Origin of the sequence: Enterobacter sp. HK169 (genome assembly GCF_001719105.1) — a bacterium.
Classification (GTDB): Bacteria; Pseudomonadota; Gammaproteobacteria; order Enterobacterales; family Enterobacteriaceae; genus Enterobacter; species Enterobacter asburiae_B.
The window spans coordinates 624,500-647,771 of record NZ_CP017087.1; the positions used below are offsets into that span (position 1 = coordinate 624,500).

A 23,272-nucleotide genomic window follows, 5' to 3' on the forward strand; every position below is an offset into this window, starting at 1 on the left:
AAGAAGGCTTACCCGTGCTGACCCTGTTCCTCCAGCGCCACCGGCCATTTACGGAAGATGAGCACTGACCAGACCAGCGCCACCAGGGCCGGAATGGCGCCCAGATAGCCAATCGCCGACATCGATACGTGCAGTATTACCTGATTTCCCACCAGCGCGCCCGCGCCAATCCCCAGATTGAAAATCCCTGAGAACAGCGACATGGCGACGTCCGTTGCATCCGGCGCCAGGGCCAGGACCTTCACCTGCATGCCCAGACCAATAATCATGATCGCCACGCCCCAGAACAGGCTGAGGATCGCCAGATGGCTTTCACTGCCTGCGGCAGGCATCAGCAGCAGCAGGCAGGCCAGCAGCAGACCGATAGCGCAGCTCACCAGCGTTGACGCATGCCGGTTACCCAGCTTACCGAACAGCACGCTGCCAATAATGCCCGCTCCGCCGAGGATCAACAGCAGGACGGTGGCAAAGTTGGCGCTAAAGCCCGCCACCACCTGCACAAAGGGTTCAATGTAGCTGTATGCCGTGTAATGGGCCGTCACCACAATAACGGTAAGCAGGTAGATACCCAGCAGCGCCGGGCGACGCATCAGCAGCGGCAGGCTTTTCAGCGAGCCGGAATGCTCGCTCGGCAGCGCGGGCAGCAGCTTAATCAGGCATACCAGCGTAACCAGCGCGCCCATACCAATGGCGAAGAACGTCGTACGCCAGCCGAAGTATTGACCTACGATGCGGCCAATCGGCAGGCCCAGCACCATCGCGAGTGCGGTACCGGTGGCAATCAGGCTCAGCGCCTGGGCGCGTTTACCTGCTGGAGCGAGTCGAATAGCCAGAGACGCGGTAATCGACCAGAACACCGCATGGGCAAAGGCAATGCCGATGCGGCTAATGACCAGCACCGTAAAATTCCACGCCATAAACGACAGGACATGGCTGGCGATGAACAGCACAAACAGGCCGATCAGCAGCCTGCGCCGCTCCATCTGGCTGGTCAGCAGCATAAACGGCAAGGACATCAGCGCCACAACCCAGGCGTAGATGGTCAACATAATGCCCACCTGCGCCGTTTCCATCTGGAAACTTTCAGCGATGTCAGACAACAGCCCAACCGGAACAAATTCTGTGGTGTTAAAAATAAACGCGGCGATGGCCAGCGTGACCACGCGTAGCCACGCAACCCTGCGGGAAACTGTGTTCGTTGTCATAGGGATGTCGGAGATTCGTTGCTGAAAAGAAGAGGAGACGATCTTAAAACGTCGAACGGCGAAAACTCAACCATTATGTGACGCAGATCTCAATATTTACCTTATGAAAGCGGTAGCCGGGAACGCCGTTTTCATTGAATATAAAAGAACAACACAATAAAAACAGGCGGTAAGACAATGCAGGAGATTGATTTTTATCTGGTAGATGCGTTCAGCGACACCTCGTTTGGCGGCAATCCGGCCGCCGTTTGCCCGCTCAAGGAATGGTTACCCGATGAGACCTTGCTGAAAATGGCGCAGCAGCATAATCAGTCGGAAACGGCTTTTTTCGTCTGCAGTAAAGGGGGCATTGAGCTACGCTGGTTTACCACGCTTACCGAAGTCAATCTCTGCGGCCACGCTACGCTGGCGGCCGCGCACGTGCTGTTTACCGAGCTGGATTACCCGGATTCGCGGATCCACTTTGAAACCGCCTCTGGCCGCCTCACCGTCAGCCGGGAGGGGGAGTGGATGACGCTGGACTTCCCTGCATGCCCAACCCATGAAGAAACACCCCCGCCGGAGATGCTCTCGGCGCTGGGTATCAGCCGCTACGTTGAAGCCCGTAAAGGGCGCGCATGGCTGATCGTTCTGGAAAATCGCCAGCAGGTTGAAGCGCTTGCGCCGCGCTTCTCGGTGATGACGCCGGGCGAGCATAAGGTGAGCGTTACGGCGCGCGGTGAGGGGAAATATGATTTTGTCAGCCGCTTTTTCTCACCGGGCGTTTCCGTCCCGGAAGACCCGGTCACCGGCTCCGCGCACACCATGCTGATCCCATACTGGAGCGAAAAGCTGGGCAAAACCACGATGTTCGCCCGTCAGGTTTCAGCGCGCGGCGGCGATGTGCGCTGTGAGCTGAAAGGTTCGCGCGTGCTGATGAGCGGGCAGGCCACGCTTTATCTGAAAGGCACAGTTTTTCTGCGCTAAAAACCCATAACAAGAGAGGAAGAGACAATGCAGGAAATTGATTTTTATCTGGTGGATGCCTTCAGCGATAAAACCTTTGGCGGCAACGCCGCAGCGGTATGTCCTCTGGAAGAGTGGCTGCCGGACGAAACGCTGCTCAAAATGGCGCAGCAGCATAACCAGTCTGAGACCGCCTTTTTCGTGCGCACCGACGGCGGGTTTGAGCTGCGCTGGTTCACCACGCTGGATGAAATTAACCTGTGCGGTCACGCTACGCTTGCCGCATCGCACGTCATTTTCGAATACCTTGATTATCCGCATACCGAAATCACCTTCACCACGCGCTTCGTGGGCGAGCTGACCGTCAAGCGCAGCGGCGACTGGCTGACGCTGAACTTCCCCGCGTGGTCGACGGAAGTCGTCGAAAACCCACCTGAGGTGCTGTTTAGCGCGCTGGGCATCACGGAGGCGAAAGAGGTGCGCGTCGGACGCGATTACATGGTGGTGCTGGAGAGCCAGCAGCAGGTGGAAGCGTTAACGCCGGATATTGGGGCCATGCTTCCGCTGGATAAAATGGTCTGCGTGACGGCGCCGGGAGAAGAATATGACTTCGTCAGCCGCTTCTTCTGCCCTGGCGAAGGGGTGCCGGAGGATCCGGTCACCGGATCCGCCCATAGCATGCTGATCCCTTACTGGAGCGAAAAGCTGGGCAAAACGTCACTCAATGCTCGCCAGGTGTCATACCGTGGCGGGGATCTGCGCTGCGAGCTGAAGGGCGACCGCGTGCTGATTGGCGGCCAGGCTACGCTGTACCTGAAAGGGCGAATCTTCCTGCGCTAGCTGAGTGACGCGCTATAAGTTAATACTATGAACCACCCCGGCAGGCCTGAGCTATGTTGATATAAAAACAGCAAGGAGCCTGCCATGTATTCCATTACCTCTGAATCTGCACGTCATCCGGACATTCTCACGCTGATCGCGGCGCTTGACCGCTACCAGAGCGAACTCTATCCCGCCGAAAGCAATCATCTTCTCGACCTGTCCGCGCTGCCGGAAGCCTCGCTGATCCTGATGGTCATTCGTGACCAGCAGCTGCACGCCGTAGGCTGCGGAGCCATCGTGCTCAACGGCGACGGAACGGGGGAGATGAAGCGGGTATATATCGATCCGGCCCATCGCGGGCAGCATCTCGGCGAGACGCTGCTGGCCGCCCTGGAAGATGAGGCCCTGAGCCGCCATTGCCACACGGTAAGGCTGGAGACGGGCATCAAACAGCGCGCTGCGGTTCGTCTGTACGAGCAGTGCGGGTACGATTTGCGTCCGGCGTTTGCCCCGTACGCTGACGATCCGCTCAGCCTGTTCATGGAGAAGGCGCTGGTTGAAGACGTTCGTTTAGCAGCGCTATAAAAGCTTCCAGCTGGCGGGTCATCGCTCCGCGCCGCCACACCAGCCAGGTTGTAAGCCAGCGCCAGTTTTCCGCCAGCGGCCAGGCTTCAACCTGATGATGTCCCGGCATACTCTCCAGCATCGAGCGCGGCATCAGCGCGATGCCCGCGCCCGCAATGACGCAGGCGAGCATGCCGTGATAGGACTCCATCTCATGAATGCGGCCGGGCGTGGCTCTGTCCGCATGAAACCAGCTTTCCAGATGTCGACGGTACGAGCAGTTCGCGCGAAAAGCGTAAACGTCGCTGCCGCTAACCTGCGCGGCGCGGGCGACCTCGGCGTGCCCGGCAGGCGTGACCAGCATCATCTCTTCCTGGTAGACCGGCATCCCCTCCAGCTCCGGGTGCGACAGCGGCCCGTCGACAAAGGCGGCGCTGAGGGTTCCCTCCAGCACGCCATCAATCATCGTCCCGGATGGCCCAGTAGATAGGGCAAACTGGATGCGCGGATAGCGCTGGTTAAACTGCGCCAGCGTTTCGGGAATGCGCACCGCGGCGGTGCTTTCCAGCGCGCCGAGGGCAAATAGCCCCTGCGGCTCATCACCCGCGACGACCATGCGCGCCTCATCCACCAGGGCGAGGATCTGCCTGCTGTAGCGCAGGAAGTTATGTCCGGCGGGGGATAAGCGCAAACGCTGGTTCTCACGAATAAACAGCTCGACGCCAAGATCGGCTTCCAGCTGGCGGATGCGGGTCGTCAGGTTAGACGGCACGCGATGCACCTTCTGCGCCGCCTGGGTGATGCTGCCCGTCAGCGCGACGGCGTTAAACATTTCAAGCTGGGTTAAGTCCATGGCATTCTCGTTTCGTGAATAAGGTGGTTAGTATTATTCATTTTTAAGAAATAGCAGAGTGAGCCACAATGAATCAACCGAAATGCGTGGAGAACATCATGAAATATTCATCTGCTACACATGCCCTGTCCGTTAACCCGGCAACGGGAGAAACCCTCGCTGCGTATCCCTGGGCGACACCGGAAGAGGTTGAACGCGCGATTGCTCAGTCTGACGCGGGGTATCGCCAGTGGCGACGCGAAAGCGTGTCCCACCGGGCGCAGAAGCTGCGGGATCTCGGTGCCGCGCTGCGAAACCGCGCGGAAGAGATGGCGCAGATAATCTCCCGTGAAATGGGGAAACCCATCCTGCAGGCGCGGGCGGAAGTGGCAAAATCAGCCGGTCTGTGCGACTGGTATGCCGGGCATGGCCCGGCGATGCTGCGTGCGGAACCCACGCTGGTGGAAAACCACAGCGCTGTTATTGAATACCGTCCGCTGGGGCCGATTCTCGCGGTAATGCCATGGAACTTCCCGCTCTGGCAGGTGCTGCGCGGCGCGGTGCCCATTCTGCTGGCAGGTAACTGCTATCTGCTTAAGCATGCGCCAAACGTGCTCGGCTCTGCGGAACTTATTGCGCAGATCTTTGCGGATGCCGGTTTCCCTGAAGGCGTATTCGGCTGGGTGAACGCCACCAATGACGGCGTAAGCCAGGCGATTAACGATCGCCGTATTGCGGCGGTGACCGTCACCGGCAGCGTGCGTGCCGGTGCGGCCATTGGCGCGCAGGCAGGAGCCGCGCTGAAAAAATGCGTTCTTGAGCTGGGCGGCTCCGACCCGTTTATCGTCCTTAACGATGCCGACCTGGATCTCGCCGTGAAGGCGGCGGTGGCGGGTCGCTATCAGAATACCGGGCAGGTGTGCGCGGCGGCTAAACGTTTTATCGTCGAGGAGGGTATCGCAGAGACCTTTACCCGCCGCTTCGTCGACGCCGTCGCCGCGTTAAAGATGGGCGCGCCGGAAGCAGAAGAGAACTACCTGGGCCCGATGGCGCGTTATGACCTGCGCGATGAGTTGCATCAGCAGGTGCAGGCCACCCTGGCCGAAGGGGCAACGCTGCTGCTGGGCGGAGAGAAAATCAGCGGAGAGGGCAATTACTACGCGCCAACCGTGCTGGCCAACGTCACCCCGTCGATGACGGCGTTCCGCCAGGAACTGTTTGGTCCGGTCGCGGCCGTGACTGTCGCAAAAGACGCGGAGCACGCCCTGGCGCTTGCCAACGACAGCGACTTTGGCCTGTCCGCCACCGTCTTTACCGCTGACGCGGCGCTTGCGGATAAATTCTCCCGCGAACTGGAGTGCGGCGGGGTGTTTATCAACGGCTTTAGCGCCAGCGACGCGCGCGTGGCCTTCGGCGGCGTGAAGAAAAGCGGCTTTGGCCGCGAGCTTTCCCACTTTGGTTTGCACGAGTTCTGCAACGTGCAGACGGTGTGGAAGGATCGGGTGTAATTTATTGCCCGCCTGTGATTACGGCCCTCATCACGAGGGCCGTTGTCATTTATCTGCAATGGTTCTGTCATTTTCATTTCGTAGACTCGCACGCGTCTAACGCATTGTTAATGAAGATAATTATGAACCTAACGCAAATTTTTCGCCGTATTGCGCAGCGTCTCACCCCTCGTCACTTTGGCCTGCTGACGGGTATCTTTTGCATTATTGGCCTTTTCTCCGCGCTGCAGCTCTCCTCCTCATTCCTGCTTAACGCCTCCCTGAACGACGCCCAGCGCAACGAGCAGCAAAACCTGCTGGCCTGGCAGCAGCAGAGCAAGCTGGATCTGGCCCGTGTTTCCCTGCTGGCGGCAAGCGACCTGCTTAACCGCTCCGGCGTCTGGTTTATGCAGGATAAAGAGACCGGCTCCGACGGGAGCTGGCACAGCCTGATGGACGATGCGCAAAAGGCGCTGGCGGTTTCTCAGCAGGCGTGGAAGGCCTGGCTGGCGCTGAATCCGCCGAAAGACGATGCCCTGGTGAACAGCTATCAGCTTTTCTACGGCGCGATCAACGAGCAGGCTGAAGGTTTGATTAAGACCAACACCATCGACGCGTTTTTTGCCGTACCGGCCCAGGCGTTTCAGTCTGATTTTAACGACAACTATGCGCGTTATCAGCAGGCAAGCGAGAAGCAGGCCATGCAGGGGCGCCAGAGCCTAATGGCGCAGCTCTCCGGCCTGCAAACGTTGTTCCTGTTTGCGCCGGTGCTGCTGCTTGCCATCGCGGTTGTCGTCTGGTTCGGCATGTCCAGATGGGTGATTACGCCGCTGCGTCGGTTGATTGCGCATATTAACCGGCTGGCGGCAGGGGATCTCTCCGGCACGCCGCCGAACGTCATGCGCTTCAACCGGGAGATAGGTCAGCTTAGCGACAGCATTGCGACGATGCAGCACGGTCTGCAGCAGCTGGTGACGCAGGTCAGCCATGCCACCGCAACGATGGTGGAGAACATTGACTCCCTTGCGCAGGGTAACCAGAAGCTGTATCAGCAGTCAGCGCGCCAGGCGAAAGAGCTTGAGGATGTGACGGCGCATATCGCGGCGCTGGAAAGCCATGTGGAAGGGAATACCGGCTATGCCAGGCTCGCCAGCTCGCGGGCCGATGAAGCGCGGCAGGCGGCCGTGGGCGGCGACCGGATGATGTCTACCGTGAATGCGTCCATGCAGGCGATCGTCGACCGTTCTTCTGAGATGCGCGGGATCGTGGCGATGATCGACAGCGTGGCGTTTCAGACCAACATCCTGGCGCTGAATGCCGCCATCGAGGCGGCCCATGCCGGAAACCAGGGGCGCGGCTTTGCCGTCGTCGCCCGGGAAGTCGGGCTTCTGGCCAGAAAAAGCAGCCACTCGACGCAGACCATTCAGGAGCTGATCAACCGCTCGCTGCAGGGCATTGAAAACGGTTCCCGCGCCGTTAACCTGATGGAAGAGAATCTGCAGCAGGTCACTGGCCTGGTGGGCAATTTAAGCAGTTTGCTTAATGAGATCTCAACCGCCACGCTCAGCCAGGGAGACAGTATTCACCAGATGACGCGCCAGCTTCAGGCGCTGAATCAGGTCTCCCGGCAGACGGACCTGCTGGTCTCTGACGCCTCGGATGCCTCTGAGCGGCTGCAAAAGCAATCCGATCTTTTATTGCAGGCCGTTTCGCGTTTTCGTCTTAGCGCCTGACGCAATACATAAGCCTCTGTTATACTCGCAGCCCGTTTTAGCCTGAGGGCAAGGAGCAAAGTGTGGCTGCGGTCATCCATAATGAGATGTTGGACGAGATTCTGGCGCAGGTTCGTCCGTTAATTGGAAAGGGGAAGGTTGCCGACTATATTCCGGCCCTTGCCTCGGTGAGCGGGAACAAGCTGGGGATTGCTATCTGTACCATTGACGGACAGCGATACCAGGCAGGCGATGCGGCTGAGCGTTTTTCCATTCAGTCCATTTCGAAAGTGCTGAGTCTGGTTGCGGCGATGCGCCAGTATGAAGAAGAAGAGATCTGGCAGCGTGTCGGTAAAGATCCTTCCGGCCAGCCTTTTAACTCGCTGCTTCAGCTCGAGATTGAACAGGGTAAACCGCGAAATCCCTTTATCAATGCCGGGGCGCTGGTGGTCTGCGATATGCTGCAAAGTCGCCTCAGCGCACCGCGCCAGCGAATGCTGGAGATTGTTCGCCAGCTCTCGGGCGTTGACGATATTGCCTATGATGCGGTGGTGGCACGCTCGGAGTTTGAACACTCCGCCCGTAACGCGGCTATCGCGTGGCTGATGAAATCCTTCGGTAATTTTCACAACGACGTGGCGACCGTGCTGCAAAACTACTTCCATTACTGCGCCATCAAAATGAGCTGCGTTGAGCTGGCCCAGACGTTCCTGTTCCTTGCGCACCAGGGGCACGCGCCGCATCTCGATCAGGAGGTGGTTTCTCCGCTTCAGGCCCGGCAGGTTAACGCGCTGATGGCCACCAGCGGGATGTATCAAAACGCCGGTGAGTTTGCCTGGCGCGTTGGCCTTCCGGCTAAATCGGGCGTTGGCGGCGGGGTCGTGGCGATTGTGCCGCATGAAATGGCGATAGCCGTCTGGAGCCCGGAACTGGATGAAACGGGAAATTCGCTTGCCGGCGTGGCGGTTCTGGAGAAACTGACCCAGCGCCTGGGACGTTCCGTATACTGATGTCCGATCTGGATCCTCTCTTTTCCCGCCTGGCGCGATCGACATTTCGCTCGCGCTTTCGCTTAGGCGATAAGGAACGACAGTACTGCTGGGACAAAGGCCCCGAAACCATTGATCGGCACGCCGCGGATTTTGTCGAAAAGCGCCTTGCGCCCGCGCACCCCGCAAACGACGGTAAGCAGACGCCCATGCGCGGTCACCCGGTGTTTATCGCGCAGCATGCCACCGCCACCTGTTGCCGGGGCTGTCTGGCAAAATGGCATAACATTCCACAGGGCGTAACGCTCACGGCGCAGCAACAAAATTATATCGTCAGCGTCATCCACCACTGGCTGGTGCTGCAGATGAACGCCTAAATTTGACGAGTTATGCTCCCGTGGTATTTGTGTTATAGATGCATCCCAAGTTAGTCCCGATCATGCTGACGACCGCAATAATTGCCATAAGCTTTCATATGGAATGATATTTAATGCGTTCTGCTCTTACCGCTTTCAGGCCGTTCCAGGTTGATACGCCGCTGCGAAATGCAGCGACGATCTTCATCCTCACCACCTTATTCTATTTTGTGGGCGCGGAATTACGGCTCGTTGAGGCCCTGTCGCTGTTCTGGCCGCTCAATGGCGTCATGGCAGGGATATTCGCCCGCTATGTTTACCTGAATCGCCTGCATTACTACGCGGTATGTTATGTCGCGATGCTGTTGTACGACGCTGTAACGACCAACTGGGGTATGGCCTCCGTGGTGATCAACCTGTCAAACATGATCTTTATCGTCGTCGTCGCCGTGCTGGTTCAGCGCGACAAGCGGCTGATGAAGAAAACCCCCGATCCGCTTAACGCGCTACGCCTGTTTAACTACTGTCTGATTGCCGCGCTGCTTTGCGCCTTGCTCGGCGCGGTAGGGTCGGTCGGGATTGACAGTCATACTTTCTGGCCGCTATTTGCCGACTGGTTTAGCGAGCAGTTCTCAACCGGCGTGCTTGTTGTGCCCTGTATGCTCACGTTGCGTATGCCCGGGCGTAAACTCAGGCTCCGTCTGGAGCAGCTGCTGCCGGTAATTGCGCTGATCGTCTCGGTGATCGCGTCGGTGGTGATTGGCGGAGCGGGGAGCCTCTCGTTTCCTCTGCCTGCGCTTATCTGGTGTGCGGTTCGCTACTCGCTGCCCGCCACCTGTCTGCTGACGTTTATCACGGGGGCCACTGAAATCATTCTGGTCGCCAACTCGATTATTAATATCGCCGTGGCGACGCCGTTTACGACGCCAATGATGTTTTCAGCCCGGCTGGGGATCGCCACGATGGCGATCTGCCCGGTGATGGTTTCCGTCAGCATGGCGGCGATTAATTCCCTGATCCGCCAGGTTTCACTGAGGGCGGATTATGACTTTTTAACGCACGTCTACTCACGTTCCGGGCTTTATGAGGCGTTAAAGCATGAAGAGACGTACCGGCACACGCGTTTTCTAACCGTCATGCTGCTGGATATTGATTATTTCAAAAGCATTAATGATAACTACGGCCACGAGTGCGGAGACCGCGTGCTGGCGTCGTTTGCCCGACAGGTTCAGCAGGTCGTCGGCGAAGACGGCATGGTGGCGCGCATGGGCGGAGAGGAGTTCGCCGTGGTGGTCAATTCAGGCGACGCGCAGCACGGTTTTGAACTGGCTGAACGTATCCGATCCACCGTTGCCGGTCATCCTTTTACATGGCGTCACCAGACGCTCTATCTGACGGTCAGCATTGGCCTCGGCAGCGGAAAGGCTGAGTCCTGGCAGCTGACCGAGGTCTTCAACAAGCTTATGGCCGAAGCGGACGATCATCTCTATCGTTCAAAAAAAGCGGGTCGAAACCGTACCAGCGCCCGGGTGGCGGACGAGCAGATTGCCGCGCCCTCCGGGAGTGAAACATAGCTGCGTTAATCGTCATAAGGCATTGACGTGAATAGTAAGCGGCTTAACAGGATGTCAGAACACTGACAATGTCTCTGTTTAAGCTACGCTTTTAGTAACGCTTTACGTCAGGAGACATTATGAAAGCACCTGCAACCCCTGAAAATGAAACAGACAGACTCAACTCGCTACGAGAATCAGGTCTGCTTGAGATCGACAGTTCCCCGGCGTTTGACCGCTTAACGCGTCTGGCAAAACGCTTCTTCCAGGTGCCGCTGGCGATGGTCAATCTCATTGATGAGCATTCGCTGATCGTGAAGTCGGCCGACGGTCAGGCGCCGGGCAGCGTTCCGCGCAATATCTCATTTTGTGGCCATACGATCCTCACCGAAGCGCCGCTGGTGGTGGGGGATATGCTTCAGGACGATCGCTTTGCGGATAACCCGCTGGTGGCCGGTGAGCCTCGCGTGCGGTTTTACGCGGGCTTCCCGCTGCGCCTGCGAGACGGCGCAAGCGTTGGCTCGCTGTGCCTGATTGATTACGCTCCCCGCGAGTTTTCTGCCGCCGACCTCGCCGTGCTGGGGGACCTTGGCGCGCTGGCGGAAGATGAATTTGCTGCCATCAGCGCGGCGACCACGGATGAATTAACCGGGTTATTCAACCGTCGGGGCTTTAATCAGCTCGTGCGGTTCACGCTTTCCGTTGCCCGGCGTCGCGCTGAGCCGCTCACGCTCGGCTGGCTGGATTTGGATCGCTTTAAGGAAATTAACGATCGCTTCGGGCATGAAGAGGGGGATAAGGCGCTGAAAGCGATGGCGCAGCTAATGCGCGCCTCTTTCCGCGAAGCGGATCTGCTGGTGCGTTTTGGCGGGGACGAGTTCGCCGTGCTGTTCGCGGATACGGATGAGCAGGGCGCCTGGATTGCCATGCAGTATCTTGCCGAGCAGGTAGAAAACTATAACGCCCGCAAGCTACATCCCTGGTCGCTCCATTTCTCGTGGGGGCTCAGTGAATTCGATCATAACGGCAACGACCTGCAGCAGTGGTTAAAAGAGGCCGATGAAAAGATGTATGCCATGAAACAGCAGCGACAGCGCTCCCGGTAACATAACAAAAGCGTATGTCCGATCCGTTTGCGTTAAGAAGATGTTAAATGCACAGTGACGGTATTCAACGTAAGGAAAAACAATGAATACCTCACTGCAAATCAAAAACCTCACCCGAGACGACATTCTCACCCATCTTGATGCGCTGGCCGGGATCCTCGAAAACTGTGTGAACGGCGGGGCATCCGTCAGCTTTATGCTTCCCTTTAGTCTGGATAAGGCTCGTTCGTTCTGGCGCGGCATCGCTGAAAGCGTAGGGCGCAACGAGCGTCTGGTGCTGGCCTGTGTCGACCCGCAGGACGGCGTCATCGGTACGGTGCAGCTGATCGTCGACCAGCCGGAAAACCAGCCGCATCGCGCCGATGTGGCGAAGCTGCTGGTTCACGAGAAAGCCCGCCGCAAAGGTGCCGCGATGGCCTTGATGGAAGCGCTTGAAGCGGAGGCCCGGGCCAGAGATATTTCGGTTCTGGTGCTCGATACCTCCACCGGCAGCGGCGCCGAGACGTTCTACCAGCGTGCCGGCTGGCAAAAGGTGGGGGAGATCCCGCGCTATGCCCTGATGCCGGACGGCGCCATGACGGCCACGTCCGTGTTCTATAAGTTCTTATGATTATTTTGTACAACTACGCCGTCCATTGATCAAAACAGGGTTTCTGGTCGTTAAGTTTTGATAAGTTATCGTACCAATCTTATCAGGCTGTATGACTAATCATAAAAGGAACCCTCTTGTGAACACGCTCAACCGTCGTGATTTTCCCGGTGCTCAATACCCGGAACGCATTATTCAGTTTGGTGAAGGCAACTTCCTGCGTGCGTTTGTCGACTGGCAAATTGACCTGCTAAATGAACATACCGATCTTAACGCCGGTGTGGTTATCGTCCGTCCTATTCAGAGCGACTTCCCGCCGTCGCTGAACACTCAGGATGGTCTCTATACCACTATCATTCGTGGCCTGAACGGGCAGGGTAAAGCGGTGAGTGAGTGCCGTCTTATCCGCTCGGTTAACCGGGAGATCGACGTCTACGGCCAGTATGATGCGTTCCTGAAACTGGCGCACAATCCGGACATGCGCTTTGTTTTCTCGAACACCACCGAAGCGGGTATCAGCTACAACGCGGGTGACCGATTCGCCGATGCCCCTGCGGTGAGCTACCCGGCGAAGCTGACGCGACTGCTGTTTGAGCGTTATAGCCACTTCAACGGTGCTGCGGATAAAGGCTGGATCATCATTCCGTGCGAGCTGATTGACTACAACGGTGATGCGCTGCGTGAACTTGTCCTGCGCTATGCCCGGGAGTGGGCGCTGCCTGCCGCCTTTATCCAGTGGCTTAACGAGGCAAACAGCTTCTGCTCGACGCTGGTTGACCGTATCGTGACCGGTTACCCGCGCGACGAAGCGGCCACGCTGGAGGCTGAGCTGGGTTATCACGATGGTTTCCTGGATACGGCTGAACATTTCTATCTGTTTGTTATCCAGGGGCCGGCATCTCTTGCGCAGGAACTTCGTCTGGATAAATACCCGTTGAATGTGCTGATTGTCGACGACATCAGGCCCTACAAAGAGCGCAAAGTCGCTATCCTGAACGGCGCGCATACGGCGCTGGTGCCGGTGGCATTCCAGGCTGGGTTAGAGACGGTAGGCGAGGCGATGAATGATGCAGAGATCTGCGCGTTTGTCGAAAAAGCGATTTATCAGGAGATCATTCCGGTTCTCGATCTGCCGCGTGACGAGCTGGAATCTTTTGCCAGCGCGGTAACAGGGCGTTTTCGCAACCCTTACATCAGACACCAGCTGCTTTCCATCGCGCTTAACGGTATGACCAAATACCGCACCCGCATCCTGCCGCAGCTGCTGGCAGGGCAGAACGCAAGCGGACAATTGCCTGCACGTCTGACGTTCGCGCTGGCTGCACTGATAGCGTTTTATCGCGGGGAACGTAACGGGGAGAACTATCCGGTGCAGGATGATGCATTCTGGCTGGAACGTTATCAGCAGCTGTGGGCACAGCACCGCGACCAGCAGTTGAGCACCCGTGAGCTGGTGCAGTCCGTACTGAGCGTGAGCGAGCACTGGGAACAGGATCTCACGCAGGTCACCGGGCTTGTCGACCAGGTGACCCTGGATCTTGACGCCATTCTCCTGAAGGGAATGCGCGCAGCGGTGAACCCCCTTTGCTAATGACGTTACCCGGCTTCGGCCGGGTTTAATTACATCTTATTTTAGTTACAACATACTATATGCTCTTTTTTTAAAAGCGCATGCAGCACCGTGCGGTTATCGCTAAGCAGGTCATAAAATTCAATGTCCCGTTAACATGCTTGCAACCGTGAGGGAGATCACGTTTAATAGCCACGCTCTTTTCCTTCCTGAAACTCACTATGATTGTTCGTCCTAAACAGCACTGGCTACAACTGATTTTTGTCTGGCACGGCTCGGTACTTCCCAAAATTTACACCCGACTGCTGCTCAACTTCCTGCTTTCTATTGCCGTTATCCTGATGCTGCCGTGGTATACCTCGCTGGGTATCAAATTTACCGTGGCGCCATTTAGCATTCTCGGCGTGGCGATCGCTATCTTTCTCGGTTTCAGAAACAACGCCTGTTATTCGCGCTACGTTGAGGCTCGCCTGCTTTGGGGGCAGTTGATGATAGCGGCACGCTCGCTGTTTCGCGAGGTGAAAAACACCTTGCCTGACGATAAGCACCTGGGGGAATTTGTCCGCCTGCAGATAGCTTTTGCCAACTGCCTGCGCATGACCCTCCGCCGGGACCTGAACGCCGAACAGCTCTCTCGCTATCTTGCTCCGGACGATTTACGTCACGTGATGAGCGCCAACTCGCCGGCGAACCGCATTTTACTGATTATGGGGGAGTGGCTGGCCGTGCGGCGGCGTAACGGCCAGCTTTCAGACATCCTGTTCCACAGCCTGAACAACCGTCTGAACGATATGTCCATCGTCCTCTCCGGCTGCGAGCGCATTGCGACAACGCCGGTGCCGTTTGCCTATACGCTGATTTTGCACCGAACGGTGTATCTGTTCTGCATCATGCTGCCGTTCGCGCTGGTTGTAGATCTGCACTACATGACGCCGTTTGTCTCGGCGCTGATCTCCTACACCTTTATCTCGCTGGACACCCTGGCGGAAGAGCTGGAAGACCCGTTCGGCACAGAAGATAACGATCTGCCGCTGGACGCCATCTGCAACATGATGGAACGCGATCTGCTGCAGATGAACGATGAAGAGAACATTCCTGAAAGGCTGATGCCGGATAAGCATTATCAGCTGACCTGACGGGCGTTCCATTCGTCGCGGGTAATCTCCCACAGTTCGGAATCCAGCATGCCGCTGACGTAGGCTTTTTGTTCCGTTCTGATAAGCCGCATGCCGCTACTGTCTGAAATACGCCGGGAGCGGCTGTTGGCGGCGGCTTTCGGAGCGCGTAACACGGGTTTGTTTAGGGTATTGAACCAGTAATCCGTCGCGGCAATGCTGGCCTCGCGCATGTATCCCTGCCCCTGAAACTCCGGAGCCAACCAGAATCCACGGTTGTTATCTTCAACGTCATACAAACAGATAATACCCATCAACTCATCCGGCACCTCGCGACGACGGATGCTCCAGAACCAGGCGATCCCTTTTGCCATATCCGGCAGCGCCACGTTGTTGACATAGTTTTCCGCGCCGTTATCCGGGTAGGGCCAGGGCACGGAAGAGACCATATAGCGGACGATCTCCCAGCGCGGATAACGCTTTTGTATCTGGGCAGCATCTTCGGCAACCAGCGGTTTTAGCAATAAGCGTTCTGTCGTGAGCGTCGGTATCGTCATCCGCGGATCTCCATATTTAAGCGTTATTCTTTTGTTTGTGTTCTGGTATTTTCACTACTACCACATTCTATTTAGTTGCGTTGAAACTTATTTACTACCAAAATTTTGCTCTGCATAGCGCTCGATTACCGTCAGATTAGTTGGGTTAACTTACCCATCCACATAAGGAGTAATGTATGGTTTTGCCTGGAATGGGTAGCGATTGGCTACGCAGGAACCCTTGCGACCGGGTTGCAATGCGTTAACGGCCTTTATCGTATCTATGATTTGGTTGAAAACGGTGGCGGTAATGTTGCCTGGCTCGATACGCAAGAATGGTACGTCGCCACCTCAACTTCACTGGATGTAATTTCGTTAGCAAGTGCAGGAGGGGCGCTAAAAGAAGCAGTTACCACCTGGCGTGCAATGAAATCTATATCTTCCTTGAAAGCCACTGAGTGGTTAAAAAGTTATCCTCGTCAGGATCGCGCTCGTTTGACCGAATTGATAATTCGCGCGCAAAACCCCGGTATAAGCAACAAGGAAATTAAGGCACTTATACGCGCTGGTCTTTATCCGAAACGATTTCCAACCGGGCCTGTTCAGGTAGAGCTCACTCGACAACTTGGGCAAGTGGTTACAAGTGCCGCAGCATTGGCCGGGAGTGCTGTGAGTGGCGTTATTGCAGCGCCCAGTAATTTACCACAGACCGGTAAATACATTATCGGTACCATTCAGTCACTGGCGGTATTCTGATGAAGTTTTTGAGTTTTTTAACCGGACGGGTTTTCCAGGATCTCCTGCAGCATGGTAAAGAGATAGAGGAGGCTATTGGTCAGCGTGATACCCGTCTCTTGAATTATTCCACGCCAGAGCTGGAACGGTATTTTTCGCGTCCTCTCAGCGAGCTTCCGCGTCAAAATCCTTATCCGGTAGCGGTGCTGTTACCTCTGTTTTTAGTGGCGTTTGCGTTAAACCTTCTGCCTTTTCTCAGCGCGTTGCAGGGGTTATCACCTTTACATCATGCATTGAGCTTTTTCGTACCATCATTGACGATGACAGGCGCGCTCATTGTGATAAGCGTACTCCTGGCTCGTGGGAAGACGTCGGGATTGTTGGGGTTTAGGGCGTTGTTCATCATTCTGCTGATAACGACCCTCGTTCATGTTTTACATATCCTGCTTTCGCATAACGGAGGCCTTTGGCCGCTGGTCATCGCATCCTTCGCACTGTTATTTTGTCGGGTGGTGATGAACAGCAGCGGCTTTGTGCTGTTTACGCTCTATTGTCGTACTCAGCGTCTTGCCAGACTGGCACGGGAAATGCGACTAAAAAGCCGTTAAAGAGGGGTTATGACTTTACGAAAAGCTAAGCCACAGGAAGCCGAAATACTCTGGAATATTCGCAATCAGGCGATTCGTCACGGCTGTAAAACCAGTTACGACGCCGACGTCATTGCGCGCTGGACGCCGGATCTCATGCCCGAACACTATCGGCAGATGGTCATTGAATACCCTTTTTACGTGGTGGAAGATGAAACGGGCGACGTTGCGGCGACCGGCTATCTGGATCTGGATACCCACTGTCTGGAGGCGATATTCACCTTGCCCGCGGCCTTCGGTAAAGGCATGGCGACCCGAATTATCGAGGCGCTCAAAAATGAAGCCCGTAGCCGGGGGATAACCCGCCTGAGGCTGGATGCAACCCCTAATGCCCAGTCGTTTTATCAGAAGCTGGGGTTTGTCACGCTGCGCGAAAACTATCATCACTCGCGTATGGCAGGGGCTGATTTACGCTGTTTTGAAATGGCGATCGACTTGTAATGTGAGGAACACATGGCTGTCACGGTAAGACCTCTACGTGAAGACGATTATTCCCAATGGCGACCGCTGTGGGATGGCTATACCCATTTTTATGACTGTTACCTCGAGGAATCCGTCACCGCATCGACATGGGAAAGGGCGCTCTCAGCGCATTCCTCGATGTTTTGCCGCGTGGTAGAGAAGGATGAAAAGGTCATCGGTTTCGCGATGTGCATTCTGCACGAAGGAACCTGGTCAACGGCCCCCGTTTGCTACCTGGAAGATCTGTTTGTTGATGCCGACGAACGCGGGGCGGGAGCCGGTAAGGCGCTCATTGATGCTCTGATTGAGGAAGGCAAACGCGAAGGGTGGTCAAAACTGTACTGGGTCACCCGGGAGAACAACCCGGCGCGCAAACTTTATGACAAATACGGTCAAGCTGACGATTACGTCCGCTATCGCATCACCCTTTAAGGTGACAAGGCCTGGGTTTGTATCACACTGTATCTGCATCGCTGGTACATACACAGGCTTGCAATAAACCCGCTTTCGCACATATCCGCTATACATTGCCGTGTTGTTATATCCCCGTGAACTGTACTCAACCGGAGATACCAACATGTTTAGCAAACTCGCGTACTCAACTCTCGCACTGACCGTTTCTCTTGGCACCGTGATGTCCTGTCAGGCTGAAGTCACCGGCACAAATTTCGCGGCAGCCTTTGATCATCCGCAGCAAATTAACGCCGGCGATCTGAATGTCGGTTATGTCGACATCGGCCCGAAAAACGGCCAGCCGGTTATTTTACTGCACGGCTGGCCTTACGATATTCACAGCTACGCCGACGTCGCCCCCGCGCTGGCGGCAAAAGGCTATCGGGTGATTGTGCCTTCTCTGCGCGGCTACGGCACCACGCGCTTCCTGTCACCCAAAACGCCGCGCAACGGCCAGCCTTCAGCCATGGCGAAAGATATTGTGAACCTGATGGATGCCCTGAATATTAAGCAGGCGGTATTTGCAGGATATGACTGGGGCGCTCGTACGGCGGATATCGTTGCGGCGCTGTGGCCAGAGCGCGTTAAGTCACTGGTGTCGGTGAGCGGGTATCTCATCAGCAGCCAGCAGATTGGCAAACAGCCGCTGCCGCCAAAAGCGGAACAGCAGTGGTGGTATCAGTTCTATTTCGCTACCGCGCGCGGTGCTGAAGGCTATGCCAAAAACACGCATGACTTCGCCCGTTTGATCTGGTCTCAGGCCTCGCCTGACTGGAAATTTAGCGATGCTGTCTTCAACGCCAGCGCCAAATCCCTCGATAACCCGGATCACGTCGCGGTGACGCTCAGCAACTATCGCTGGCGTTTAGGGCTGGAAAAAGGCGAGCGCAAATACGATAGCTACGAGCAAAAACTCGCTACGCTGCCGAATATCACCGTTCCAACGATCACCATCGAAGGTGGGAACAACGGTGCGCCGCATCCAGCACCGCAGGCCTACGCGGGTAAATTTACCGGTAAATATGAGCACCGCACCTTCGGGGCAACCGTGGGGCACAATCCGCCTCAGGAAGATCCGCAGGATTTCGTCAAGGCCGTCGTTGACGCGGACAAGCTCTGAAATGTGCTATTTTCAGTACGTTACCCTTCGGTCTGGAGATTTCGGTGGAGCATATTGATCATATCCTTGTCGTCGATGACGACAGGGATATTCGTGAACTGATTGTCGATTATCTCGTTAAGTCTGGCTATCGCGCGACGGGCGCGGCCAACGGCAAAGAGATGCGCGTCGTGCTGGATAAACAGCATATCGACCTGGTTGTGCTGGATGTCATGATGCCCGGCGACGACGGGCTTACGTTATGTCGAGAGCTACGCGTCGGGAAATATAAAGATCTGCCCATCCTGATGCTGACGGCCCGCAACGAGGAGACGGACAGGATCCTGGGTCTGGAGATGGGCGCGGATGACTACGTGGTGAAGCCGTTTGTCGCCCGCGAACTGCTGGCGCGTATCAAAGCGATTTTACGGCGTTTTCGCACGATGCCGCCCAATTTGCAGGTGACAGAAGCCGGGCGGCTGGTGATGTTCGGTGAATGGCAGCTCGATACCGTTGCCCGTCACTTAATCGATCCGGAAGGGGTGATTGTGGCGCTCAGCGGGGCGGAGTATCGCCTGCTGCGCGTTTTCCTTGACCATCCTCAGCGGGTGCTGACCCGCGATCAGCTGCTCAACCTGACGCAGGGGCGAGACGCCGAGCTGTTTGAACGTTCTATCGATCTGCTGGTTAGCCGGGTCCGCCAGCGCCTGAATGAAGATGCCCGCACGCCCGCCTATATCAAGACCGTGCGCAGCGAGGGCTACGTTTTTACTATGCCGGTCACCATCAAAGAGGCTAACGAATGACGCTCTGGCCACGCTCGCTGCTGGCCCGCCTGCTGCTCGTCGTGCTGTCCGGCCTGCTGCTGGCCAACGCCCTGAGCCTGACGCTGGTCATGATTGAACGAATGCACAGCGCCAGAACGGTGATGCTCGGTAATCTGGAAAACGACGTCGCAACCAGCGTCGCCATTTTAGACCGCTTACCGGCCAGCGAGCGCGCGGCCTGGCTTTCGCGCCTCGAACGGGGCAATTACCGTTATATTCTGGGACCGGGAGAGCCCGGCAACGCGCCGACGGATAAGCGTTCGCAGGACGCCATCCGAACCTTAAAAGCGACGCTTGCGTCACAGTACCCGCTCAGCTTCACCGCCGTTCCCGGTGCCGTTTCACACATCCAGGCGCATCTGACGTTACGCGACGGCGCGCCGCTGACCATTGACCTGATCCCACGCATGCCGCCGGTCGCCAGCTGGCTGCCCGTAGTGCTGATCCTACAGCTGCTGTTGCTGGCTGCGTGCGGCTGGATTGCCGTGCGGCAGGTGGTGCGGCCTTTTTCACAATTTACCCGCGCGGTGGATTCGCTGGATCCGGCGGCCAGCACGCCAATGACGGAGAAAGGGCCGCTTGAGGTGAAGCGTGCAGCGCATGCCTTCAACGCGATGCAGGCGCGCATTCAGTCTTATCTCCGGGAGCGCGCGCAGATCCTGGCGTCCATTTCTCACGATCTTCAGACGCCGATTACCCGCATGAAGCTGCGCGTTGAGATGGCAGGGGAACCTGAACTTCGCGACAAGCTCCTGAACGATCTCGATAGCATGACGCGTCTTGTTCGCGAGGGTATAGCGTATGCCCGGTCATCAGAATCCCTGGAAGAGACCCCGCTGAAGCTGGAGCTGAACGCCTGGGTCAACAGCATCGCCTGCGATTACCAGGACATCGGTAAAAACGTGCAGCTTCAGGCAAACGATACTCGCTTACCGATCGTTACGCGTCCGCAGGCGCTTCGTCGGGTGATGACCAACCTGCTGGATAACGCTCTTAAGTTCGGTGAGTATGCCGTTATTGCCATTGATAATTCGTCTTCCGAAGAGGTGGTGATTCACATCACTGACGGCGGACCGGGAATACCCGATGACGAACTTGAGGCGGTATTACAGCCGTTTTACCGGGTGGAAACATCGCGCAACCGCGATACCGGCGGAACAGGACTCGGACTGGCGATTGCCGCGCAGCTCACCGCTCAGCTGGACGGAAAGCTCAACCTGACGAACCGTGCCGGAGGCGGACTGGATGTCTCCATTACGCTACCGCGCCGTTAATTGTACGGCTTTGTATCTCCCGGCCCGGGTGATACAGAGCCAGACAAAACCTGCGTTTTTACACATATCCTGAACACATCCGCACGATGAAATAGCCTCACTGCAGCGTCGCAGGACTTGTATTGTGAGGTGTCTATGTTTCTGGTAATCGCTTTTCTGGGCGGGATGATAAGCCTGCTCAGTCCATGTACGCTCCCGGTTATTCCACTCCTTTTCGCCGGCTTTCAGGGACAACGACGACATATTCTGGCCCTGCTGGCGGGGATGATCGTGATGTTTACCCTGGTGGCGATGGCCGTCACCGTCGCCAGCGAGTGGATCGCAGAGGCAACCATCGTCGGGCGCTGGATCGCTCTCGTTATTCTGGCCGCGGCCGCGCTGGCCTTAATTTTTCCGTCATTCGCCCAGCGTATTGCGGGTCCGGCCGTCAGCGCGGGAAATGTCCTGAACACCCGAAGCGGGCAAACGCGCGGTCTGGCATCGGCTTTTCTGGCCGGGCTTGCGGTGGGGCTGCTCTGGTCTCCCTGCGCCGGTCCCATACTGGGCGCCATTTTCAGCATTAATATCGCTGGCCACTCGGCCATAGCGACGGGCGCGCTGCTGGCGGCCTATGGCAGCGGATGCGCGCTGATGTTAAGCCTGCTCGTTTTCGGCGGGCGCACGCTGATGGCGCCGCTAAGAACAAAATCGGCGCTGATGGAAAGGCTGCGGCAGGGGGCGGGCGTAGCGATGCTGGCGGCTGTCGTATTCAACGCGACGGGAATGACTTCGCTTCTGACAGGAGCAAACGGCGTTGCGGACCGTCTGGAGACAACACTCCTGACGCTGGCGAAACCCACAGCCGCGCCGGTGAAGCTCCAGCCGGTCGTGATGACAGAGCCCAGCAGCCAGCTGCCTTCATTAAGCGGGGGTACAGGTTGGATTAACGGTGACCCTGTCACGTCTGAATCCCTGCGAGGGAAGGTGGTGTTGATTGATTTCTGGACCTGGGATTGCATTAACTGTCAGCATACGCTCCCGCACGTGCGGGACTGGGCCACGAAGTATCAGTCGCAGGGGCTGGTCGTGATTGGGGTTCACACGCCAGAATATCCCTGGGAAAAACCGCTCGCCTCGGTGAAAAACGCGGTAAATAAATGGCAGCTGCCGTACCGGATTGTGACGGATAACAACTATCAAATCTGGAACGCTTTCGGGAACCAGTACTGGCCAGCGCATTACTATTTCGATGCCAAAGGCCAGCTACGTTATACCGCCTTTGGCGAAGGAGATTATGCGCAGCAGGAAAAGGTCATCCAGCAGCTGCTGAAAGAAGCCAGGTCATAACCCGTCAGGGCTGGCGTTGCGCCACAATAAACAGCCGCGGAAAAGCGAGCAGTATCTGCCCATTTTCCTGGAGCGGATACTGCTCTTCCAGAAGTTCATGGTAGCGTTTCAGGAAACGTTTCTGCTCGCTCTCATTAAGTTCCTGGAGCCACGGGCGCAAGCCGGTGGCGCTTACCCAGTCAATAATGGCCTGGTGCGAACTCATTTTATGGAAATAGGTTGTCCGCCAGATATCCACGTCACAGCCCGCCTCGGACAAGATATCGTAGTAGGCATGCACACCCGGGAGAGGTTCGCGGCCGCGGTCAGGGTAGTCTTGTTCCAGCGCCACTTCGCGCATCGCCACATGAGTAGGTTCAAGCCAGTTGTCAGGCATCTGGATTGCTAATACGCCGTTAAGCGTGAGTAAAGAAACGAGATGAGGCAGGAGATCGTAATGGTCAGGAACCCATTGCAGCGAAGCGTTGGCATAAATCAGGTTCAGCGGCTGGCCAGGCTTATACTGGCGGATATCGGCCTCAACAAAATGGCAGTCAGGCAATGCGGCTCTTGCTTCCTCAAGCATTGCAGGGGAGTTGTCGACCCCGGTAATGTGCGCCGAAGGCCAGCGATGCTTCAACAGCGCGGTGCTGTTTCCCGGCCCGCAGCCTAAATCAGCGATGGTGGAGACCTCATCCAGAGGAATTCTGGCGAGCAGTTCAGCGGCAGGACGCGTTCTTTCCGCGCCGTACTGCAGATAAAGAGAGGGATTCCAGTCGGCCATTTTGATTCTCCGTTTAGCATGCTTCTGCAAGAGTAGCACAGCATTAAGAACAGAGATAATAGGAGAAAAAATAGAAAAAGGAAATATTACCCCTTAAATACTTAAGGGGCAATACTTTAATTGTAATTATTTTATGATTATCGTTTTTTAATATTTTATCGGCTAAGTGCTTCTTACGCTCTGTACCCGAAACTATAAATATTAGATAATCATGAATGGATATATCCCTGGTGTTTCGTAGGTCTTTGACCTCCTGGCCACTGAGTTTCACGAGGACTTAGTGGCCGGGTACTTTTTAAGTATAA

Annotated in this window: 24 protein-coding genes; 20 read left to right on the plus strand and 4 right to left on the minus strand. The window is 56.4% G+C overall.

What is annotated here, in order from left to right; genetic code table 11:
* Positions 1-8: 8 nt before the first annotated feature.
* Positions 9-1,205: a sugar transporter gene (locus EnteroDNA1_RS03060; RefSeq protein ID WP_033145533.1), complete on the minus strand. Its 1,197-nt coding sequence runs from the start codon at positions 1,203-1,205 to the stop codon at positions 9-11.
* Between the two features lie 177 nt (positions 1,206-1,382).
* Between EnteroDNA1_RS03060 and EnteroDNA1_RS03065 the strand changes: the two genes are divergently transcribed.
* The 3 genes from EnteroDNA1_RS03065 to EnteroDNA1_RS03075 all read left to right on the plus strand — a co-directional run bounded on the left by EnteroDNA1_RS03065 (position 1,383) and on the right by EnteroDNA1_RS03075 (position 3,557).
* A complete protein-coding gene (locus EnteroDNA1_RS03065) occupies positions 1,383-2,171 on the plus strand; it encodes a PhzF family phenazine biosynthesis protein (RefSeq protein ID WP_069302821.1) in 789 nt (262 codons plus the stop codon).
* A gap of 27 nt (positions 2,172-2,198) precedes the next feature.
* Entirely contained in the window at positions 2,199-2,990 is a 792-nt protein-coding gene (locus tag EnteroDNA1_RS03070; protein WP_063441495.1) for a PhzF family phenazine biosynthesis protein, read from the plus strand.
* Positions 2,991-3,074: 84 nt separating this feature from the next.
* Positions 3,075-3,557 carry a GNAT family N-acetyltransferase gene (locus EnteroDNA1_RS03075; protein ID WP_047653295.1) on the plus strand — a complete coding sequence of 161 codons (483 nt, stop codon included), beginning with the start codon at positions 3,075-3,077 and terminating at the stop codon, positions 3,555-3,557.
* Here the strand turns inward: EnteroDNA1_RS03075 and ptrR are convergent.
* Complete coding sequence (gene ptrR, locus EnteroDNA1_RS03080; RefSeq protein WP_069302822.1) at positions 3,511-4,389, minus strand: putrescine utilization regulator PtrR; 879 nt, start codon at positions 4,387-4,389, stop codon at positions 3,511-3,513. The genes EnteroDNA1_RS03075 and ptrR overlap by 47 nt on opposite strands.
* A 98-nt stretch (positions 4,390-4,487) precedes the next feature.
* On the opposite strand from ptrR, the gene sad reads away from it, so the two are divergent.
* The 9 genes from sad (at position 4,488) to EnteroDNA1_RS03125 (ending at position 14,866) form a co-directional block, all read left to right on the plus strand.
* On the plus strand, positions 4,488-5,876 hold the full coding sequence (gene sad / locus EnteroDNA1_RS03085; RefSeq protein WP_069302823.1) for a succinate-semialdehyde dehydrogenase: 1,389 nt from the start codon (positions 4,488-4,490) through the stop codon (positions 5,874-5,876).
* A 122-nt stretch (positions 5,877-5,998) separates the two neighbouring features.
* Entirely contained in the window at positions 5,999-7,588 is a 1,590-nt protein-coding gene (locus tag EnteroDNA1_RS03090) for a methyl-accepting chemotaxis protein (RefSeq protein WP_069302824.1), read from the plus strand.
* Between the two features lie 86 nt (positions 7,589-7,674).
* Positions 7,675-8,577: a glutaminase B gene (glsB, locus tag EnteroDNA1_RS03095; RefSeq protein ID WP_226852802.1), complete on the plus strand. Its 903-nt coding sequence runs from the start codon at positions 7,675-7,677 to the stop codon at positions 8,575-8,577.
* On the plus strand, positions 8,577-8,933 hold the full coding sequence (locus EnteroDNA1_RS03100; RefSeq protein ID WP_045354969.1) for a DUF4186 domain-containing protein: 357 nt from the start codon (positions 8,577-8,579) through the stop codon (positions 8,931-8,933). The genes glsB and EnteroDNA1_RS03100 overlap by 1 nt, the downstream gene beginning before the upstream one ends.
* 113 nt (positions 8,934-9,046) lie before the next feature.
* Entirely contained in the window at positions 9,047-10,486 is a 1,440-nt protein-coding gene (locus EnteroDNA1_RS03105; RefSeq protein ID WP_069302826.1) for a sensor domain-containing diguanylate cyclase, read from the plus strand.
* Between the two features lie 119 nt (positions 10,487-10,605).
* Positions 10,606-11,571, plus strand: coding sequence for a sensor domain-containing diguanylate cyclase (locus tag EnteroDNA1_RS03110; protein WP_039262472.1), 966 nt, complete (start codon positions 10,606-10,608; stop codon positions 11,569-11,571).
* Between the two features lie 82 nt (positions 11,572-11,653).
* Positions 11,654-12,181: a GNAT family N-acetyltransferase gene (locus tag EnteroDNA1_RS03115; protein WP_033145544.1), complete on the plus strand. Its 528-nt coding sequence runs from the start codon at positions 11,654-11,656 to the stop codon at positions 12,179-12,181.
* A gap of 118 nt (positions 12,182-12,299) precedes the next feature.
* On the plus strand, positions 12,300-13,751 hold the full coding sequence (locus EnteroDNA1_RS03120; protein WP_069302827.1) for a tagaturonate reductase: 1,452 nt from the start codon (positions 12,300-12,302) through the stop codon (positions 13,749-13,751).
* A gap of 200 nt (positions 13,752-13,951) precedes the next feature.
* Entirely contained in the window at positions 13,952-14,866 is a 915-nt protein-coding gene (locus tag EnteroDNA1_RS03125) for a bestrophin family protein (protein WP_069302828.1), read from the plus strand.
* Here the strand turns inward: EnteroDNA1_RS03125 and EnteroDNA1_RS03130 are convergent.
* Entirely contained in the window at positions 14,854-15,402 is a 549-nt protein-coding gene (locus tag EnteroDNA1_RS03130; protein WP_064672502.1) for a GNAT family N-acetyltransferase, read from the minus strand. The two genes, EnteroDNA1_RS03125 and EnteroDNA1_RS03130, sit on opposite strands and share 13 nt — an antisense overlap.
* 231 nt (positions 15,403-15,633) lie before the next feature.
* On the opposite strand from EnteroDNA1_RS03130, the gene EnteroDNA1_RS03135 reads away from it, so the two are divergent.
* The 8 genes from EnteroDNA1_RS03135 to EnteroDNA1_RS03170 all read left to right on the plus strand — a co-directional run bounded on the left by EnteroDNA1_RS03135 (position 15,634) and on the right by EnteroDNA1_RS03170 (position 22,204).
* Positions 15,634-16,137 (plus strand): hypothetical protein, encoded by a 504-nt coding sequence (locus EnteroDNA1_RS03135; RefSeq protein ID WP_231113487.1) that lies wholly within the window; start codon positions 15,634-15,636, stop codon positions 16,135-16,137.
* Positions 16,137-16,724 carry a hypothetical protein gene (locus tag EnteroDNA1_RS03140; RefSeq protein WP_064672503.1) on the plus strand — a complete coding sequence of 196 codons (588 nt, stop codon included), beginning with the start codon at positions 16,137-16,139 and terminating at the stop codon, positions 16,722-16,724. Before EnteroDNA1_RS03135 ends, EnteroDNA1_RS03140 begins: the two co-directional genes overlap by 1 nt.
* 9 nt (positions 16,725-16,733) lie before the next feature.
* Positions 16,734-17,204: a GNAT family N-acetyltransferase gene (locus EnteroDNA1_RS03145; protein WP_033145550.1), complete on the plus strand. Its 471-nt coding sequence runs from the start codon at positions 16,734-16,736 to the stop codon at positions 17,202-17,204.
* A gap of 12 nt (positions 17,205-17,216) precedes the next feature.
* On the plus strand, positions 17,217-17,657 hold the full coding sequence (locus tag EnteroDNA1_RS03150; RefSeq protein WP_064672504.1) for a GNAT family N-acetyltransferase: 441 nt from the start codon (positions 17,217-17,219) through the stop codon (positions 17,655-17,657).
* 145 nt (positions 17,658-17,802) lie between these two features.
* Complete coding sequence (locus tag EnteroDNA1_RS03155) at positions 17,803-18,798, plus strand: alpha/beta fold hydrolase (RefSeq protein ID WP_033145552.1); 996 nt, start codon at positions 17,803-17,805, stop codon at positions 18,796-18,798.
* Positions 18,799-18,842: 44 nt separating this feature from the next.
* Complete coding sequence (locus EnteroDNA1_RS03160; RefSeq protein ID WP_033145553.1) at positions 18,843-19,583, plus strand: response regulator; 741 nt, start codon at positions 18,843-18,845, stop codon at positions 19,581-19,583.
* The gene (locus EnteroDNA1_RS03165; protein ID WP_069302829.1) at positions 19,580-20,878 is read left to right on the plus strand and encodes an ATP-binding protein; all 1,299 of its coding nucleotides are present in this window, start codon (positions 19,580-19,582) and stop codon (positions 20,876-20,878) included. The genes EnteroDNA1_RS03160 and EnteroDNA1_RS03165 overlap by 4 nt, the downstream gene beginning before the upstream one ends.
* Before the next feature lie 135 nt (positions 20,879-21,013).
* Positions 21,014-22,204, plus strand: coding sequence for a cytochrome c biogenesis protein/redoxin (locus EnteroDNA1_RS03170; protein WP_069302830.1), 1,191 nt, complete (start codon positions 21,014-21,016; stop codon positions 22,202-22,204).
* 4 nt (positions 22,205-22,208) lie between these two features.
* Here EnteroDNA1_RS03170 and tam read toward each other — a convergent pair whose 3' ends face one another.
* Positions 22,209-22,967: a trans-aconitate 2-methyltransferase gene (gene tam / locus EnteroDNA1_RS03175; protein ID WP_048981351.1), complete on the minus strand. Its 759-nt coding sequence runs from the start codon at positions 22,965-22,967 to the stop codon at positions 22,209-22,211.
* Positions 22,968-23,272: the final 305 nt, after the last annotated feature.